Annotated in this window: 14 protein-coding genes; 1 reads left to right on the top strand and 13 read right to left on the bottom strand. The window is 44.0% G+C overall.

All coding sequences use genetic code 11. The features are described from left to right. Positions 1-127 precede the first annotated feature (127 nt). The 3 genes from trxA to LCU_RS09505 all read right to left on the bottom strand — a co-directional run bounded on the left by trxA (position 128) and on the right by LCU_RS09505 (position 3,704). Complete coding sequence (trxA, locus tag LCU_RS09515; protein ID WP_004265032.1) at positions 128-439, bottom strand: thioredoxin; 312 nt, start codon at positions 437-439, stop codon at positions 128-130. Between the two features lie 301 nt (positions 440-740). Then, positions 741-3,104: an endonuclease MutS2 gene (locus tag LCU_RS09510; RefSeq protein WP_056966573.1), complete on the bottom strand. Its 2,364-nt coding sequence runs from the start codon at positions 3,102-3,104 to the stop codon at positions 741-743. 60 nt (positions 3,105-3,164) lie between these two features. Then, entirely contained in the window at positions 3,165-3,704 is a 540-nt protein-coding gene (locus LCU_RS09505; protein WP_004265024.1) for a CvpA family protein, read from the bottom strand. A gap of 537 nt (positions 3,705-4,241) precedes the next feature. Between LCU_RS09505 and rnhC the strand changes: the two genes are divergently transcribed. Beyond that, positions 4,242-5,165 (top strand): ribonuclease HIII, encoded by a 924-nt coding sequence (gene rnhC, locus LCU_RS09500; RefSeq protein WP_004265077.1) that lies wholly within the window; start codon positions 4,242-4,244, stop codon positions 5,163-5,165. Between the two features lie 557 nt (positions 5,166-5,722). Here the strand turns inward: rnhC and LCU_RS09495 are convergent. The 10 genes from LCU_RS09495 to zwf form a co-directional block, all read right to left on the bottom strand. Beyond that, positions 5,723-6,034, bottom strand: coding sequence for a DUF1292 domain-containing protein (locus LCU_RS09495; RefSeq protein WP_004265101.1), 312 nt, complete (start codon positions 6,032-6,034; stop codon positions 5,723-5,725). A 29-nt stretch (positions 6,035-6,063) separates the two neighbouring features. Next, a complete protein-coding gene (gene ruvX, locus LCU_RS09490) occupies positions 6,064-6,501 on the bottom strand; it encodes a Holliday junction resolvase RuvX (protein WP_004265055.1) in 438 nt (145 codons plus the stop codon). Continuing rightward, positions 6,501-6,761 (bottom strand): IreB family regulatory phosphoprotein, encoded by a 261-nt coding sequence (locus LCU_RS09485; protein ID WP_039099245.1) that lies wholly within the window; start codon positions 6,759-6,761, stop codon positions 6,501-6,503. The genes ruvX and LCU_RS09485 overlap by 1 nt, the downstream gene beginning before the upstream one ends. 196 nt (positions 6,762-6,957) lie before the next feature. Further along, the gene (alaS, locus tag LCU_RS09480; protein ID WP_004265177.1) at positions 6,958-9,600 is read right to left on the bottom strand and encodes an alanine--tRNA ligase; all 2,643 of its coding nucleotides are present in this window, start codon (positions 9,598-9,600) and stop codon (positions 6,958-6,960) included. A 250-nt stretch (positions 9,601-9,850) separates the two neighbouring features. Beyond that, on the bottom strand, positions 9,851-10,840 hold the full coding sequence (locus LCU_RS09475; protein WP_223315560.1) for a hypothetical protein: 990 nt from the start codon (positions 10,838-10,840) through the stop codon (positions 9,851-9,853). A 25-nt stretch (positions 10,841-10,865) separates the two neighbouring features. Continuing rightward, on the bottom strand, positions 10,866-12,221 hold the full coding sequence (locus LCU_RS09470; protein ID WP_004265041.1) for a DEAD/DEAH box helicase: 1,356 nt from the start codon (positions 12,219-12,221) through the stop codon (positions 10,866-10,868). Positions 12,222-12,268: 47 nt separating this feature from the next. Beyond that, positions 12,269-13,219 (bottom strand): DHH family phosphoesterase, encoded by a 951-nt coding sequence (locus LCU_RS09465; RefSeq protein WP_056966712.1) that lies wholly within the window; start codon positions 13,217-13,219, stop codon positions 12,269-12,271. Positions 13,220-13,222: 3 nt separating this feature from the next. After that, positions 13,223-14,545 carry a DRTGG domain-containing protein gene (locus tag LCU_RS09460; RefSeq protein WP_004265047.1) on the bottom strand — a complete coding sequence of 441 codons (1,323 nt, stop codon included), beginning with the start codon at positions 14,543-14,545 and terminating at the stop codon, positions 13,223-13,225. 81 nt (positions 14,546-14,626) lie between these two features. Next, a complete protein-coding gene (gene dinB, locus LCU_RS09455) occupies positions 14,627-15,757 on the bottom strand; it encodes a DNA polymerase IV (protein WP_004265134.1) in 1,131 nt (376 codons plus the stop codon). A gap of 373 nt (positions 15,758-16,130) precedes the next feature. Then, the gene (gene zwf, locus LCU_RS09450; protein WP_004265121.1) at positions 16,131-17,624 is read right to left on the bottom strand and encodes a glucose-6-phosphate dehydrogenase; all 1,494 of its coding nucleotides are present in this window, start codon (positions 17,622-17,624) and stop codon (positions 16,131-16,133) included. Positions 17,625-17,633: the final 9 nt, after the last annotated feature.

Below are 17,633 nucleotides of genomic sequence, written 5' to 3'. Positions count from 1 at the left end.
TCTTTTTGATTTTCATCATTTTGTTCATCATTAAAGTTACCACAACGTTTATTAAACAACCACTAACATTTTTGTCACACGCTGTCACATAAAAAAAGCACCTACTAAATAGTAGGTGTTTTCATAATTAGTCGGTATATTGTGCCAAAATCGTTTCTAGTTGTTCCTTATTATGGAAGCCAGTAATTTTTTCAACAACTTGACCATCTTTTTTAACCACTAACGTTGGAATCGCCATAATTCCGAAATTAGCAGGCGTTTCTGGATTAGCATCCACATCCATTTTACTGAACTTAACTTTGTCGTTAGTTTCTGCCAATGATTCGATAACAGGTGATTGCATCCGACAAGGACCACACCAAGTTGCCCAGAAGTCTGTCAAGACAACGCCACTCTTTGTTTCTTCTTCGTAATTTTTATCTGTTAATACTTCAACCATTATTCTTCGCCCTCCATTCAATTGTACAAAACATATTATTTATCATGATACTCCTATATGGCGTAAATAACAACTTAACTCGCTTATTATTCGTTACAAACGGATTATTTTATCCCCGTTTAATTTAACAAGCCTAAAAAAACACCCCCAATCAAAACCAGAAAGGACTGGTTGGATTGGGGGCGTAAACGTGCTCCAGCAGGCAAACTCCTCCGGTTAGCTACACCAGCCAAACGACCAACAAGTTGGTCATTCGTCTGCCTATGCTAATCCTCGGCGTATAACCGCCTGCTTCCGCACTCTATTTGAATGTTACGATTGTTGCGCCATTGCCGCCTGCGTTTGCTGGGGCGTATTCGTATTTCTTGACTTGGCGATTGCCTTTTAGGTAGTCCTGGACACCTTGGCGGATTGCACCGGTCCCTTTCCCATGGACGATTGTCACTTGTTGGTAGTTCGCTAACAAGGCCGCATCGACATATTGATCAACTTCAGCCATTGCTTCTTCGTAGCGTTTGCCCCGCAAATCAAGTTGGGCTTTAACATACCGCGCTCCACCGCTGTTGACAGTTGTCACATGCCGTTGAGGTCGGTTATCTTCAACGACTTTTTGTTTCTCAAGGTCTTCGTTAGCAATCTTCATCTTGATAATGCCCATTTGAACTTCCCAGTTCTTGGCATCGATTTGCCGGACTAATGTCCCACGTTGACCGTATGAAGTAACTAAAACATCATCGCCTTCTTTAAGGGTTTGACGTCGTTTTGCCCGTTGCAATACTTTGTTTTTCTTCAAGGTTGTTTCTTGGTGCAATTGCCCTAATTCCGACTTCGCATCGATTAATTGATTTTCCTTAATCTGGGCGCCTTGATTCATCTGCATATCCCGCAACTTGGTAATCACTTTGTCTGCTTTAACTTCAGCTTTTTCGACGATCGCATTCGCTTTTTCTTTCGCCTTCGTCATTTCTGTTTCACGGTCTTCGAAGAATTGTTGATAAGCAGTTGATAACTGTTGATGCAAGTCAGTCGCTTCTGCTAATTCATGCCGCAAAGCTTGGTATTCCGTTTCGGCTGCCTTACGTTGATTTTCGAGATCGGTAATCATATTATTTAAATCTTGGCTTTCATCGTTCATCAATTGTTTAGCTTGTTGAACGATTGAGCTTGGTAACCCTAAGCGCGTTGAAATATCGAACGCGTTACTACGACCAGGCACCCCAATTAATAAACGGTACGTTGGTTGTAAGGTAGCCACATCGAATTCCATGCTAGCATTAATCGTTTGTGGCCGATTGTAACCGTAAATTTTCAATTCTGGATAATGGGTTGAGGCAACGACATCAGCGCCAACAATCCCAATTTGATCCAAGATAGCGATGGCTAAAGCGGCCCCTTCTTGTGGATCAGTCCCTGCCCCCAATTCATCGAGCAAGACCAAACTACGATCGTCGATATGTTGGAGAATCTGAATGATGTTTTCCATATGTGCTGAGAACGTACTCAAGTTCTGTTCAATTGATTGTTCATCACCAATATCAGCAAAAATATCCGAGAAGACGCCGACTTGGCTCTCCTCACGCGCAGTGATAAATAAGCCAGATTGGGCCATCACTTGGACTAAGCCTAAGGTTTTCAACGTAATGGTTTTCCCACCGGTATTGGGACCCGTAACAACGATGGCCTGATAATCCGCCCCAATCGCGATGTCATTAGCAACGACTTTAGCTGGGTCGATTAATGGGTGCCGTGCTTGTTTGAGTTCAACATGGTTTTCTAAATTAATCAGCGGTTCAGTGGCCTCCAACGCTTTAGCAAGTTGAGCCTTAGCATTGACGAAATCGAGTTGCCCCAATAATTCAGCGTTGGCTAAAATATTGTGGCGTTCTGGCATGATGGCTTCCGATAATTCCGCCAAAATCCGTTCAATTTCTTGTTGTTCTTCAATTTGTAATTGGCGCAAGCGGTTATTCAATTCCATGATGGCTTGTGGTTCCATGAAAAGGGTCTGACCACTAGCACTCTGATCATGCACAACGCCGCCGAATTGGCCACGGTATTCTTGTTTAACAGGAATGACATAGCGGTCATTTCGAATCGTGACAATCGGATCACTCAGATATTTAGCTTTAGCACCGTGTGTATAACTTGCCATCCGCGATCTGATTTGGCCTTCCAATTGTTTTAAACCAGTCCGTAAGCCACGCAACTTGGTTGAAGCCGTGTCTAAAACGGCGCCATCATCAGCAACAGAACTTCTAATCTTTTCAGTTAGTTGCGGTAAAGTCACCAATTGGGCAACTAAGTCTGGCAACGCCTTTAAGGTTAATTCATCTTTTTCTAAGTCATCAAAGAAACGCACAACCGCAGAAGTCGCACGTAAAACCCGCCCAACTTGCGCGAGTTCGGTACCGTTTAAAGTCGCACCGATTTCGATTCGTTTCAGGTGCGGACGAATATTATCTAACTGTGGCAAAGGAATGCCACCTTTTAGCCGTTCAATATCGACCCCATCTTTGGTCTGGTCCAAGCGTTCTTGAATCAATTCCGCATCGTTAGCGGGGGTTAATTGTGTGATTTGTTCTTGACCAAACGCCGTGATGGCATGGCCTTGAAGCATTTGTTTAATTTTATCGTATTCTAGTGTTTGTAATATTTTATGATTCATTTAAGTTAGCTCCTTCTAAAAAAGGGGCGACTTCCGTCAGCCCCAACTGCACTATCCATTTTAGCCAGCAATCCACCAGCTCGTCACTTGAGAGGTGAGGACTGGTGTGTGTAAGACAATGACGCGCGCAACTGTCGAGTTTTCCAATGTCTTCTGTAAGCCATCGACTGGCACTAAAGCCAGCACGTAGAGGAGCAAAAAGAGCCCCACGTAAACGACCAAGAAACTCAAAAGTCCACCGGCTGCCTTGTTAAATTGCTTCAAACCTGGCATATAAGTCAATGAATTCAACAATAGTCCGATGAAGCGCACCAACAAGCCACCGATAAACATCACGAGGACAAAGGCGACGCCGATATAAAACGCATCATCGAGTGACAACCCGATACTCTTTTGGAAAAATGCAAAATAGCTGTCTTCAGTTGCCGATGGGTATGGCACCATTAAACTTAGCTTAGGCCCTAGTGTTTGGCTCATCGCTTTGGCAATCCAAAAGACGATAAAGTAGCCAATCGTGTAGACGGCTTGCATGATAAACCCCCGTCTGACCCCTGTGTAAATGGCATATAACAGCATTAAGATAATAATTAGACTTAACATGAGTTCCCCTTAGATACGCGTTTTGTGGCGTGGATGTGTGTATGATTGATTGGATAAAGTATTCTGAAACGTGCTCCATAAGCCATCTTCTTCCGGTTAGCTACGCCTCGCAAACAATCGACTTCGTCGCTTATTCACGAGTCTATGCTAATCCTCAGAAGATACCCAGCTTATTGCGCACTCTGATTTTTGAAACGTGCTCTTGCAGGCATATTTCTGCGCTTAACCAAATTTGCCAAATCGGCGATTGCATCGCCAATTCGTCAAATCCAGTTAATACTCAAAATATAACCGCCTGCTGTCGCACTCTTTTTTTAACGTACTCCTGCAGATATACTCTTCCGGTTAGTTTCATACCGCAAACGATCGGCCTTGCCGGTCATTCACGGTATGCTACTAATCCTCAGAGTATGACCATCTGCAGTCGCACTCTAATTTTATTTGCTAGTTCAACTGAACTATTTTATCATGAAATAAGGGAAAGTGGCAATTTTACTCCGAATCTCTTCATTTGCCACTCATTAAGGAGCCAATCGTATGCAAGCAGTCATTAAAGTGACACCCTCACAATTAACTACTATTCAAAAAAATTATCCGACCAACCGTCAACTACCGCCGGGGGCCGTTTTTGCGCACCAAGCCAATGGACTAAGCATTACCGGCTATAAATCTGGCAAAGTACTTTTCCAAGGCGCTAGTGCCGAACGAGAAGCTGCTAAGTGGGGCACCGCTACCCCTAGCAAAGCAAAATCTGCTAGCCGTACTAAGCCTAAAGCCGCCAAAGGCGATGTTTTACCAGCTGATTTTGCCAAATGGTCCGTTTTAGGCTCAGATGAAGTTGGTAACGGAAGCTACTTCGGTCCGCTGACCATCGCCGCCGTCTATGTCAGCCAAGAAAATCTGGCGTTCGTCAATAGCCTAGGCGTCGCGGATTCCAAAACGCTAACCGATGCACAAATCGATCAGATGGCAATCAAGATGATGGCTAAACTCCCCTATCACATCGTCAACATCATGCCACCGAAATACAATGAAGTACACGCCACAATGAACATCGAAAAAATGAAGGCCATCAGCCATAATTTCGCACTCCTCAAAGTCCTCCAAAAAATCCAACCCGAAAAACCCGCTGGCATCCTCATTGATCAATTCGAACCACGCGGCATTTACTACAACTATTTGAAGAATGAACCGGTTGTTTTACGCGAGAACGTTTATTTCTCAACCAAGGCGGAACAATTTCACCTCGCCGTTGCTGCCGCTTCAATCATTGCGCGCCACCAAGCCAACCTATCAATGCTTGAACTGTCTAAAAAAGCGGGCCGCCAAATTCCGCTCGGCAATCATCAAGCAGTTAACCAAATCGCCGCAGATTTACTCGCACAAGGTGGCATCGATTACCTAGGCGAATTCGCTAAATTGCATTTTATTAACACGGAAAAAGCGAAGAAATTGTTATAGAGTGCGACTACAGGCGGTGATATTTTGAGCATTAACTGGATTTGACGAATTGGCGATGTAATCGCTGATTTGGCAAATTTAGTTAAGCGCAGAAATATGCCTGTAAGAGCACGTTTAAAGTGCGTTTAAAGCGGGTTGACTCTGAGCATTAGCACAGTGTTGTGAATGACCGACAAAGTCGGTCGTTTGCGATACGAAGCTAAGCACAAGAGTCAGCTTTAAAAAGCACATTTCAACCCACACCTTCTCCACATAAAAAAAGGGTCCCGACTGCAATTTAATTAATTGCTATCGGGACCCTTTTTGAAATAGATGGTGATAACGTGCTTTCATCAACAACTTCCTGTGCTTTGCTACACTTATCAAATCGGCGATTGCATCGCCAATTCGCTAAGTTAGGCAAATGCTCAGAAGTTCCCCGTTGATGACGCTCTTCTTTTCTTTAACGTACTTTTCAAACCATACTTCTGCGGCTAGCTACGTCCCGCAAACGATCGACTTCGTCGCTCATTCACGGGACTATGCTAGTCCTCAAAGTATAACCGGTTTGAACGCACTTATTTCATGTTGTCGTCTGCCAAAAATGTGTTTAGTACTTCTTCAACCATTTCCCATTCTTCGTCGTCTTCGATTGGGAATAGGTCACCTTTGCTGGCATCGCCTGCATCGTCTGATGTGAATGAGAAAGCTTGGATATCAACTTCTTCATCTTCTTCAGCGCTTGTTGGGTACAATAGCACGTATGATTTACCGTAATCTTCTGAATCAAATGTAAAGAGCACTTGGTATAATTCCTCGTTACCTTGGTCGTCGATTAGTGTAATTTGTTGTTCTTCATCTTGGTGGATGTTCTTGTTATCTTCAGTCATTCATCAAAACTCCTTAATTGTTTTATTTATTAGCCTTGTGTTAAGCGACCGTGCGCGTCCAAGTAGTTCTGCAAAATCATCACCGCAGCAAGCTTATCAATCACTTGCTTCCGTTTCTTACGTGACGTATCTGCTTGTTCCACTAACATGCGTTCAGCCTGAACCGTTGTTAGGCGTTCATCGATGTAATCAACCGGAATCTCTGGGAAAAGTTCACTCAGCATTGCCCCGTATTCTTGCGCTTTAAGCGCCCGTGGCCCAATCGAATTATTCATATTCTTGGGTAACCCCAAAACAAAACCAGTCACTTGATGTTCTGCAACCAATTCCTTGACGCGGTCTAACCCAAATTCTGATTCATCTTCATTGATGCGAATAATCTCGACCCCTTGAGCTGTCCAGCCCAATAGATCACTAATCGCAATGCCAACCGTTCTTGATCCTACATCAAATCCCATTAAGCGCATTATTTCGTCGTTTCCTTATCCAAATAATTTTTAACTAATTCCTCGATAATCTCATCACGTTCGTGCTTGCGAATTAAATTACGAGCATCATTATAGCGCGGAATGTATGCTGGATCACCGGACAACAGATAACCTACAATCTGATTAATTGGGTTGTAGCCCTTCTCTTCTAATGTCTGATAGACCGTCGTTAATGTTTCATGAACATTCTTGGGGCTATTTTTACCAAAATCAAAATGGACTGTTTTATCTAGATTCATCTCTCAACACCTCAACTTTTCGCTACTTATACAACCATATTCTACTCGAAAACAGGACAAAGTACAACTCTCCCCTCTCTTAGCAGAATGCGGATGAGAGATAACTATAACACATTTCGCTAAATTGATTAACAAAAAGAACAAAAAAATAACGGGATTGCAATCAATAAAAAATTGACGACAATCCCGTTATAAGTTAAGCGTTCGCTAAAGCTGTTTTAGCAGCTGCCAAAGCATCTGCGATCCCAGCTGGATTCTTCCCACCAGCTTGGGCCATGTCTGGACGGCCACCACCGCCACCACCAACGAGTGGTGCGATTTGTTTAATCAAATCACCGGCTTTAATCCCCGCTTTAATCGCATCAGGTGCGACCGCGACAATCAAGCTAACCTTATCTCCCGCAACTGTTGCGAGCACTAAGACATCTGAAATTTGTTTTTGTTGCCATTGATCCGCTAATTGTCGTAATTCGTTCATTCCGGCAACTTTTGCATCAGCAGCCACTAAGCGCCATTGACCAACTGTTTCGACATTTTCAAAAACATTGCCAGCTTGTTGTTGGGCAAATTTTGCTTTGAGTTGTTCGTTTTCTTTTTGTTCTGCTTTTAAGTCAGATTGTAATTGTTGAATCTTCTTAGGTAAATCCTTGGTTTGAGCAACTTTCAATTCACCAGCTAATTCATTTAATAAGGCTTGTTTGTCATTCAAATACTTGAAGGCTGCCTTTGAAGTCACGGCTTCAATCCGGCGCGTCCCGGCACCAATCCCAGATTCGCTCGTAATCTTGAATAGACCAAGATCAGCAGTGTTAGCAGCATGCGTCCCACCACAAAGTTCCATTGAGTAATCACCGATTTGAACCACTCGGACTGTCTTACCATATTTTTCGGTAAAGAGTGCGATGGCCCCCATTTGTTTAGCTGTTTCAATATCGGTTTCAACAGTATTCACAGGTAGTGCAGCCCAAATTTTTTCGTTCACAATTTTTTCCACAGTGGCTAATTGATCTGGTGTGACTTGACCGAGGTTCGTAAAATCAAACCGTAAGTAGTCAGGTTCAACCAATGAACCAGCTTGATGCGTATGTTCGCCTAAAACATCACGCAAGGCTTGATCCAATAAATGCGTTGCGGTGTGATTCTTAATGACGCCACCGCGGAAGGTTGGATCAACTGATAAGACATAGTGGACACCACTAATCATTTCTTCGAGCACTTCAACGGTGTGTAATGGTTGCCCGTTTGGTGCGTATTGCACGTCAGTCACTTTAGCGACTACTTGCCCAGCTAGGTTCTTAATGATCCCTTGATCAGCAACTTGGCCCCCCATTTCAGCATAGAATGGTGTTTGGTCGAAGATTAATTGCGCCGTACCACTCTTAATCGTTTGTTGTTCGGCATTATCTTGTAAGATGACGCTTAACTTACTTTCTGTTTCAAGCGTTGTATAACCAGTGAAGGTACTTTCCACTTTGATATCCATTAAAAGTTCGTTTTGCATCCCCATTGATTGTTCATCACTACGGGCATTACGTGCACGTGATTTTTGTTGTGCCATTTCACTTTCGAAACCAGCTTGATCAACCGTTAAGCCTTCATCTTCGGCATATTCAGTTGTCAATTCGATTGGGAAACCATACGTATCAAATAACTTGAAAGCATCTGCCCCAGCAATTTCACTTTGACCAGCAGCTTTGACACTGTCAATCGTTTGGTTCAATAAACGTAAACCATCATTCAAGGTTTCACGGAAACGATCTTCTTCAGAACGGATGACTTTTTCGATGAATTCTTTTTGTGCTAATACGTCTGGGTAATAGCTTTGCATGATTTCACCAACGATTGGTACTAACTTGTACATGAAAGCGTCGTTGATGCCGAGTTTCTTACCATTTAAGATGGCCCGACGAATTAAACGGCGGAGTACATAGCCGCGACCTTCATTGGCCGGCATTGCACCGTCACCAATTGCAAACGTCACAGCCCGCGCATGATCTGCGATAATCTTGAATGAAATATCATCAGCTGCATTTTGACCGTATTGTTTGTGGTCACTCATCTTAGCTGTCGCTTCGATCAATGGCATGAATAAATCTGTTTCAAAGTTGGTTGGGGCTTCTTGAATCACTGAAACAAGTCGTTCGAGGCCCATCCCCGTATCAATGTTCTTGTGGGGTTGTTCAACATATTCGCCGTTTGGTAAATGGTTGAATTCTGAGAACACGATGTTCCAAACTTCCAGATAACGTTCGTTTTCGCCACCAGGATAGTTTTCAGGATCATCTTCGCTAACGTTGTTGAAGCTTTGACCACGATCGTAGAAAATTTCTGAATCGGGGCCACAGGGGCCTTCACCGATATCCCAGAAATTATCTTCAACTTCAATGATGTGTGATTCTGGCAAACCGACTTTTTCATGCCAAATCCGGTGCGCATCTTGATCTTTAGGATAAACCGTCACGTATAATTTTTCAGGATCGAAACCAATCCACTTGTCGCTGGTTAAGAATTCCCAAGCCCATGGAATCGCATCTTCTTTGAAATAGTCCCCGACAGAAAAGTTGCCGAGCATTTCGAAGAAAGTATGGTGACGAGCAGTCTTCCCAACATTTTCAATATCGTTGGTCCGAATACTCTTTTGTGCATTGGTAATCCGTGGATTATTAGGTACAACGCGACCATCGAAATACTTCTTTAGGGTCGCAACCCCTGAGTTAATCCATAATAATGTCGGATCATCATCTGGGACAAGCGATGCACTTGGTTCGACATCATGACCCTTTTCTTTAAAGAAATCTAAGAACATTTGGCGCACTTGCGCACTGGTTAGTTTTTTCATCATGTTTGCTCCTTCAAAAAAATAAAACACCGCTGCAATTTCAAGGACGCAAAAGCGCGGTACCACCTTGATTGCAACGATGTTAGTCGTTAACCTCTTTATGAGTTTATTGAATTGTTTGTGATGTTGGGGAGCACGTCAACCAATGGCGGCACCTTCTCTCAGTCTAGAAAGGCGTTCCTGTCTCCGTCAGTTCGTTGCGTATATCCCAACACTTCCAAAGTATAAAAAAGATTTGCTGAATTGTCAACTAATCCAAGGTAACGGTAATCGCAGGCCGATAGTAGCACTGAAGCGTCGGATTGCCCAATGCCGCCGTTTGAATCCCAGATTCATAGGCGGGTGCTTCAGGCAACCATTGTTCCAAACTATACCGTCCCCCTGTCACACAAGCACCACCCTTATAAACAAGTGGATCTTGAGTAAGTTCATAACCGTCAGCGGCTGTTGCTTGTAACCCAAATGGCATCTGCTGGCGCTGAGTCGGTCGTGGTAAGTGATTACCACTTAACCACAACGTCTTACTCCCTGCACCTTTAAGCCATTCATACTGATCAACACTCACCAGATCAAAACCGCGCCGCCGCAATGTCTGGCGTAGTTCACTTTCGTCACCATTAGTTTTTTCAAACACTTGGTAACAATCTGGTCGCCCACCCGCTTGTAAAATTAGGTGCGCACTTTCAAGTGTTTCAGCTGAATTTTGTTCCCGCCGCGCCCGAAACAAGGTATTTTGGATTTCCGCCAAAAACTGACGCCCAACTAGTTGGTTTCCATTAAAACGTCCTGTTGTCGTTTCATACTCGCCTTGGAGTACCCACTCACTTGAAATTGGTGTTTGTGCCACTAACATCGGTGCCATATTAACAATCCGATATTCTGATGTCATCTGATCAACGTATTGATCGACATCCGCTTGCGTCGCCCAAACGAGTCCTTGATCAACTGGTAACGTACGTTTAGTTTGTGCAAACCACTCACTCGGTGCTAAGTGGGCTGCCCCTGCTTGCCATCCCAACTGCACATTAGCTTGGCCGGGGATAAAAATAAACTGCTGCCCAGCTAGCCGGGCACTGTAAGTTTGAAATACTTGAGTGCCAATCGTTGCGGTCTCACTCTGAATCGCTTCAATTGGAATCAGCGGGCTAACAAAGTAGCGCAACACCTGGCCAAAATTAGCGCGCCGTGCTTCTTCGGATAACGATAACCAGTTCAGTAATTGTAAGTCATTTTCATGCATCACAGCCACCTCGATTATGAATTAACTAGCTATTTTGCTTCTTGTTTTGACGTTTCTTTTCACGTAATTCAAGTCGTTGTTCAATCCGGCGTTTCTTTTGTGCATCTTGTTTAATGGCTGCTTTAATCTTTTTCTTATAACCGGGTTTGCGTTTAAGTTTGGCCTTTTTGACCATCCCTTTCATGCCGACATCTAATTCATGCGTGGTAGCTACCCGTTTTTTACGACGGTTCCGATCATATGATGTGACCAATTCGCCATCTTTAAATGTCTTTGGTGTGAACTTGATGCCCATTGCTTCAATTTGTGCAACGGCTTGTTCATCATCTGGACCATAAAGCGTAATCGCGGTTCCTTTAAGACCATTCCGACCAGTCCGACCAACCCGGTGAATGAAGAATTCTAAATCTTCACGTGGGACTTCAGCATTAATGACCATGCTAATCCCTTCGATATCAATACCGCGGGCCGCTAAATCAGTTGCCACAACATATTGATAGTCTAAGTTATGAATTTCTTTCATAATCCGTTTACGTTGGCGTGGTGGAATATCGCCATGAATTTTAGCGACTTTCAAGCCTTGTGATTGTAAATAACGGTGGATGTCATCAACCTTGCTCTTCGTATTAGCGAAAACCAAGACCATGAAAGGATGGCCCATCGTCAATAATGAATAAATGGTTTGGTTGAGGGCTTTCCCCTTCGTTGGCACTAACCAGTTGTCGATTGTTGGGCTAATCACAGTTTCGTTTTTAACTTCTTCAATCACAGGATTGTGCATGTATTTTTGTAAGAAGGGTTGTAACTTATCAGGAATGGTTGCTGAGAAGACCATCATTTGTAAGTCTTCTGGCAAACGACTAGCGATGTCATCAACTGGCTTCAAAAAGCCCATGTCAAGTGTCATATCCGCTTCATCGATGACCAAGATCTTCGCTGTATAAATCTTAAGCGCCTTGCTCTTGATTAAATCTAAAATTCGACCAGGAGTCCCAATCACAATCTGTGGTTGATGTTGTTCGAGTTTTTCGATTTGGCGTTGCTTGTCAGTCCCACCAACATAACGACCAATCCGAATATCCCCCGTCATGTGTTGAGTGATTAATTCGGCAGCCGTATAGATTTGGTAAGCCAATTCGCGACTTGGGGCTGTGATGACGATTTGAACTTCGTCTTTTTCAGGCACCAGTTTATTTAAAAGGGGTAATAAGAACGCGTGGGTTTTCCCACTCCCCGTTTGTGATTGACCGATAACACTTTTACCAGCGTTGATGGCTGGAATCACACGCCGTTGAACCGCCGTGGGTTTTGTAAAGTGCATGTCGTCTAAAGCCGCAATGATTTCGGGTTTTAGATTAAATTGTGTAAATTGATTATCCATAAAGTCCTGCTTTCTATTGTTTGAATCCGGTAAATCTGGATCTGCGTCTATTCAGTGTACTGCGCGGCTAGCGCTGATAATTCTGCAATAATTATGTCGATTTCAGCTTGATCAGCTGCCTTAGCGCCACTAGCGAGTGGATGACCACCGCCATCATGTTGCTTCGCTAGTTCATTAATGATTGGGCCCTTTGAGCGGAAATGCACGCGGTAAGTGTCATCTGCTTGTTGCACGAAGATGACCCACGTTAATACCCCTTTCAAACGACCGGGTGTTCCAACAATCGAGTGTACTTGTTGCGGTTCAACATGTAACCGGTCCTGGGTTGCGCGATCAACCACTAAGTAGGCGACTTGTTGGTCGTTCACTTGAAGTTGATCGAATAAGTACCCTTGTAATTTGGCTTGTTCCAACGTGATTTCGTTCATCTTTTGATTGAGCTTATCATGGTGAATATCAAACGTCATCATTTGGGCGGCACATTCCATGGTATGTGGACTGGTTGAATTAAACATGAAGCGCCCCGTATCACCAACAATCCCGGCATATAAAACACGCGCAGCTGCTTGATTGAATTGTAAGTGGCCTTCGCTGTTATTGACGATGTCAATAATGATTTCTGAGGTACTTGAGGCATCAGGTAACACCCAGTTTAAATCCCCATAAGGATCATCGTTGGGATGATGATCAATTTTGATTAATTCAGCGCCTAAGTTAAACGTCTCACCACTAATCCGAGGTGAGTTGGCTGTATCAGTCACAATCACTAATGCACCTTGATAAGCAGCCGGTTCAATTTCTTGAACGTTTGCGAGCCATGCCAAGTTACCGGTGTCGCTCCCGACTTGGTAAATCATCTTGTCTGGGTAGCTGTTACGCAGTACTTCAGCTAAGCCAACTTGTGAGCCAATCGCATCAGGATCAGGATTGACATGACGATGGATGATAATCGTATCGTAAGTTTCAATTTTAGCAATAATTTGTTCTGGAGTTGTCATTTATTAACCTCTTTCTAAGAGTTGACCAGTGACGAGGGCCTTAGCCACAATCACATGATTGGCGTAAACATCGACATCGATTTTAGCTGAACGCCGTCCAATTTCGAGCAAGCGTGGTAAAATCTGAATCTGCGTGTCGATTTGAATCAACCGTAAATAATGGAGGTTGATCTGTTCAATCATTGAATAGCGCTGATGTTGCGTCTGGAGCATTTGTTGACAAGCTGCCGAAACCGCTTCGGTCAGTACACCAAACGAAATTGTCCCTAAGTTATTCGTCATCTGGGGCGTCACTTCATATTCATATGCCGCCGTATAAAAGTCTGGGACAGTTTCACTAGGACGCAGTGGTTCGACAATCTGATCATAAAACGTCTCGGCGACTTGCGGTTGGCGTTGCGCCGTTTGCATGTTGCTCATGACATCTTGCCGGGTAATTAACCCTTCTAGTTCTAAATTGTCCGCCACCACTGGCATCACTTCTAAACTATTCCAAGTCATTGAATGGCCGACACTGGCAACACTCATGTATTTTTTAACGCTCGCGGGTTCCTTGGTCATGACTTTATCCAAGGTCATCGTGGCCGGTTTATCTAAAATATCCTTCACCGTCACAATCCCAACGAGGCGCATATGTTCGTTGACGACTGGAAAACGCGATTGTTTTACCGCCGCACTCAATTGCTTGTAGTCGGCTACCGTTTGATTAGCATGTAACGTGTGGATTTCAGCAAGTGGGTGGTAGATATCAGCCACCGTTATGATTTCTTTTTTAATCAATTGATCGGTCAACGCCCGATTAATCAATGCCGCCACCGAATAGGTATCGTAGGCAGTTTGCAAAATCGGTAAAGCCAAGTCGTTGGCCAATGCAATGACGTCCGCCGAAGTGCCAAAACCGCCGGTAATCAAAACAGCGGCCCCGTTTTCAAGTGCTAAGCGTTGCACATCCGTCCGATCACCAACAATCATCAATGACTTTGGCGTAATGTAGCGCGTGATGGCATCGATTTGCATCGCGCCAATCACAAATTTGTCCAACAACTTGTCTAAACCAGCGCGGCCACCAAGGACCTCGCCGTCAATCACTTGAACGATTTCTTCAAAGGTCAGATTTTCAATCTTCCCCTTTAACTTCTGTTCAATGCGGATGGTACCGACCCGTTCAATTGTGCTGACCAGGCCGTTATTTTCTGCCGCTTTAATTGCGCGATAAGCCGTTCCTTCACTTACCGAGAGTGTTTTGGCAATTGAGCGCACCGAAATCTTGTCACCAATTGGTAAATTTTCGATGTACATTAAAATTTGATCATGCTTAGTTGCCACTCAACGCCACCACCCTTTATCAGATTTACATAGTTATTAATAGTATATCGGTTTTAGCGCACAAAAACAAAGGAAACTCAACTATTCACGCTCCCAATCGTATAACGGTAACGTGATGTTTTCAAATGTTTGCGGTGCCAAGTTAGTCACCGTAATCCCGAGCAAGCGCACGCCATCTTCTGCATGGCCGATGGTTTGCCAAATTTCCCAAGCGATCGCCTCGAGTTCAGCTGCCTTGCCGACATATTCGTTAAATGTTTTACGCTTAGTAATAGTTTCAAATTGGCGATTCCGCACTTTTAAAACAACTGTCAAACCGTGTTTTTGATTCTTGCGTAAACGCCGTTCAAGTTCAATCGCTAACTTCTTCAACTCAACTTGCACCTGCTCTTCACTGATTAGGGGTTGCCCGTAAGTATTCTCATTGCCAATTGATTTGCGTTCACGTTGGTAGGCGACCGGGCGATTATCGATGCCGCGCACGTGCCGATATAAGCCGTAGCCAAGCTTGCCGAAATTTTGCATCAGCATCATTTCTGATTGTTCAAGCAAGTCCGCCCCCGTTAAAATCCCGAGTTCTTGCATTCGCGGCGCCGTTTTCTTACCGACCCCACGGAATTTTTCAATTGGCAAGCGACTTAAAAAGGCAATCGCTTGTTCCGGCAAAACGAGTGTCCGCCCCGCTGGCTTGCGGTAATCCGATGCCATCTTTGCTAAAAATTTATTGTACGAAATCCCCGCCGAGCTGACGAGTTGGGTTTCTTTAAGGATTTCTTTTTGAATGTAGGCGACCACATCAATTGTGTGTGCCAAGCCGAGTTTATTTTCCGTGACATCAAGGTACGCTTCATCAAAAGCAATCGGTTCAATCTTATCGGTTACCGTATGAAAAATCGTGTGAATCTGTTCCGAGACCGATTGATAAAGCGGAAAATTGGGCGCCTTAAAAACGGCTTGGTGATTCGGAATCAGTTCAGCTGCTTTTTGCGCACTCATCGCCGAGTGCACACCGTATTGTCGGGCAACATAGTTCGCGGTCGTCACGACCCCTTTGCCACCAGTATCACTCGGATTACGGGCAATCACGAGGGGCTTTTGGCGTAAGTCGGGCTGTTCACGCTCTTCAATCGATGCGTAAAACGCGTCCATATCAATGTGAATGATTTTGCGACTCGTATCATTTTCTAATGGAATCTTGAACAGCTCTGCCATGTTACCCCTCCTTAATTTTTTCAACATGCTTTTTCAGGCACATTGTTCCGCTTTTGACGCACTTCTTTCTTTAACGTGCTTTTAATTCGTAACCTTCTGTGCTTTGCTACATCAGCCAAATAATCGCCCTTGGCGCTTATCCGTCTGATTAGGCAAATGCTCAAAGGCTAACCGCGAATTAACGCACTTCTTCCTTTAACGTGCTTTTATCAACAACTTCTTCCGCTTTACCTCACTTGCCAAATCGGCGATTCCGTCGCCAATTCGTCAAGTGCTGTAAATGCTCAGAAGTTACCCGTTGATGACGTACTTCTTTCAATAAGAAAAGCCTGGCATGAGCATCTCATACACAGACTTTGCTGACTTGTTTAATTTAATTATTTTGAGTGGGATCAAAAATCCATTCGGCCCCTGTTGTTGCCAGTAAATCTGTTGCTTCTTTAGGCCCCATTGAACCGATTGAGTAACCTGGTAGTGGCGTTTGATCCGCATCCCAGACTTCACGAATCGCATCGACAAATTGCCATGAAGCGGCTAATTCATGCCAATGTGTGAAGTTCGTGCCATCCCCATTGAGCGCTTCTAAAATCAAACGTTCATAAGCTTCTGGACTGTCAGCCAACATCTGTTCATCATATTGGTAAGCCAATTGATCAGGTTTCAAGGCGAATCCTTGACCGACTTCTTTACCATTAATCGTTAATGAAAAGCCTTGTTCCGGTTCGACATAGATTGTTAAGACATCAGGTGCCATTGCTGAACGATCTGACTTATCATCAGCAAAAATATTGACGCCAGTCTTCTTGAAGACGATATTGATTTGCGTTTCTTTACGTGCCAATCGTTTACCGGTCCGGACGTAAAATGGTACGCCACACCACCGTTCGTTATCAATCATCACTTTCCCAGCGACAAATGTTTCGGTTTGTGAATCAGGCGCAACGTTGGTTTCTTGTTGATACCCCGGTTTGTTTTCGCCATCCACCGATGTTTCAGCATATTGGGCGCGCACAAAGTTTTGTTTGATTTCTGCTGGTGAGTAAGGTTGAATACTTCTGAAAAGACGTGTTTTTTCACGTTGCACATCTTCTGCCGTAAAGTTAACCGGCACTTCCATTGCAAGCATTCCGATCACTTGCATGATATGGTTTTGGAACATATCGCGCAAGGCCCCCGATGTTTCGTAATAGCCAGCGCGTTCTTCAACCCCTACTGATTCAGCCAACGTAATTTGGACGTTATCAATGAATTGATTATTCCATACACCACTCAATAGACCGTTCCCAAAACGCAAAGCAACGATATTTTGAATCATCTCTTTACCAAGGTAGTGATCAATCCGGTAGATTTGGTCTTCATCAAAGGTTTGCGTCAATTCTTGGTTAAGCGCCTTAGCACTTTCATAATCGCGACCAAATGGTTTTTCGATAATCAACCGGTTAAAGCCATCCGCCGTTAGGAGCGCTTCTGATCCGAGATGACTTGCGATTGTCCCGAAGAACCGTGGTGACATGGCCATGTAATAAATCCGATTTTGGTGTAATTCGTATTGTTCATCCAACTGACTTGCTAAAGCCTTTAATGTTTCGTAGTGCTTGGCGTCCGTCACATCATGTGATTGATAATAGAAATGACCTACGAAAGCTTCTTTAGTTGCTTGATCTTCATCAAAGTTGTCCAAAGCTGTCATGACGATTTCGTGATAATGATCATCCGTCCATGGCCGCCGTGCTGTTCCAATGACAGCGAAGTGTTCTTTTAAATAACCCTTCCGGTATAAATTAAATAATGCGGGGTATAATTTCCGTTGGGCTAAGTCCCCGGAACCACCAAAAATAATAAAGAGTGCTGCTAAATCTGTGTGCATATCTCACAC

This window comes from Latilactobacillus curvatus JCM 1096 = DSM 20019 (genome assembly GCF_004101845.1).
Lineage (GTDB): Bacteria > Bacillota > Bacilli > Lactobacillales > Lactobacillaceae > Latilactobacillus > Latilactobacillus curvatus.
The sequence above is the reverse complement of the archived record's forward strand: the minus strand, read 5'-3'. Positions and strand labels throughout refer to the sequence as shown.

What these genes read in the sequence shown, in the direction of transcription:
- trxA (WP_004265032.1), bottom strand. Translation starts at nt 439, where the DNA reads ATGGTTGAAGTATTAACAGATAAAAATTACGAAGAAGAAACAAAGAGT.
- LCU_RS09510 (WP_056966573.1), bottom strand. Translation starts at nt 3,104, where the DNA reads ATGAATCATAAAATATTACAAACACTAGAATACGATAAAATTAAACAA.
- LCU_RS09505 (WP_004265024.1), bottom strand. Translation starts at nt 3,704, where the DNA reads ATGTTAAGTCTAATTATTATCTTAATGCTGTTATATGCCATTTACACA.
- rnhC (WP_004265077.1), top strand. Translation starts at nt 4,242, where the DNA reads ATGCAAGCAGTCATTAAAGTGACACCCTCACAATTAACTACTATTCAA.
- LCU_RS09495 (WP_004265101.1), bottom strand. Translation starts at nt 6,034, where the DNA reads ATGACTGAAGATAACAAGAACATCCACCAAGATGAAGAACAACAAATT.
- ruvX (WP_004265055.1), bottom strand. Translation starts at nt 6,501, where the DNA reads ATGCGCTTAATGGGATTTGATGTAGGATCAAGAACGGTTGGCATTGCG.
- LCU_RS09485 (WP_039099245.1), bottom strand. Translation starts at nt 6,761, where the DNA reads ATGAATCTAGATAAAACAGTCCATTTTGATTTTGGTAAAAATAGCCCC.
- alaS (WP_004265177.1), bottom strand. Translation starts at nt 9,600, where the DNA reads ATGAAAAAACTAACCAGTGCGCAAGTGCGCCAAATGTTCTTAGATTTC.
- LCU_RS09475 (WP_223315560.1), bottom strand. Translation starts at nt 10,840, where the DNA reads ATGCATGAAAATGACTTACAATTACTGAACTGGTTATCGTTATCCGAA.
- LCU_RS09470 (WP_004265041.1), bottom strand. Translation starts at nt 12,221, where the DNA reads ATGGATAATCAATTTACACAATTTAATCTAAAACCCGAAATCATTGCG.
- LCU_RS09465 (WP_056966712.1), bottom strand. Translation starts at nt 13,219, where the DNA reads ATGACAACTCCAGAACAAATTATTGCTAAAATTGAAACTTACGATACG.
- dinB (WP_004265134.1), bottom strand. Translation starts at nt 15,757, where the DNA reads ATGGCAGAGCTGTTCAAGATTCCATTAGAAAATGATACGAGTCGCAAA.
- zwf (WP_004265121.1), bottom strand. Translation starts at nt 17,624, where the DNA reads ATGCACACAGATTTAGCAGCACTCTTTATTATTTTTGGTGGTTCCGGG.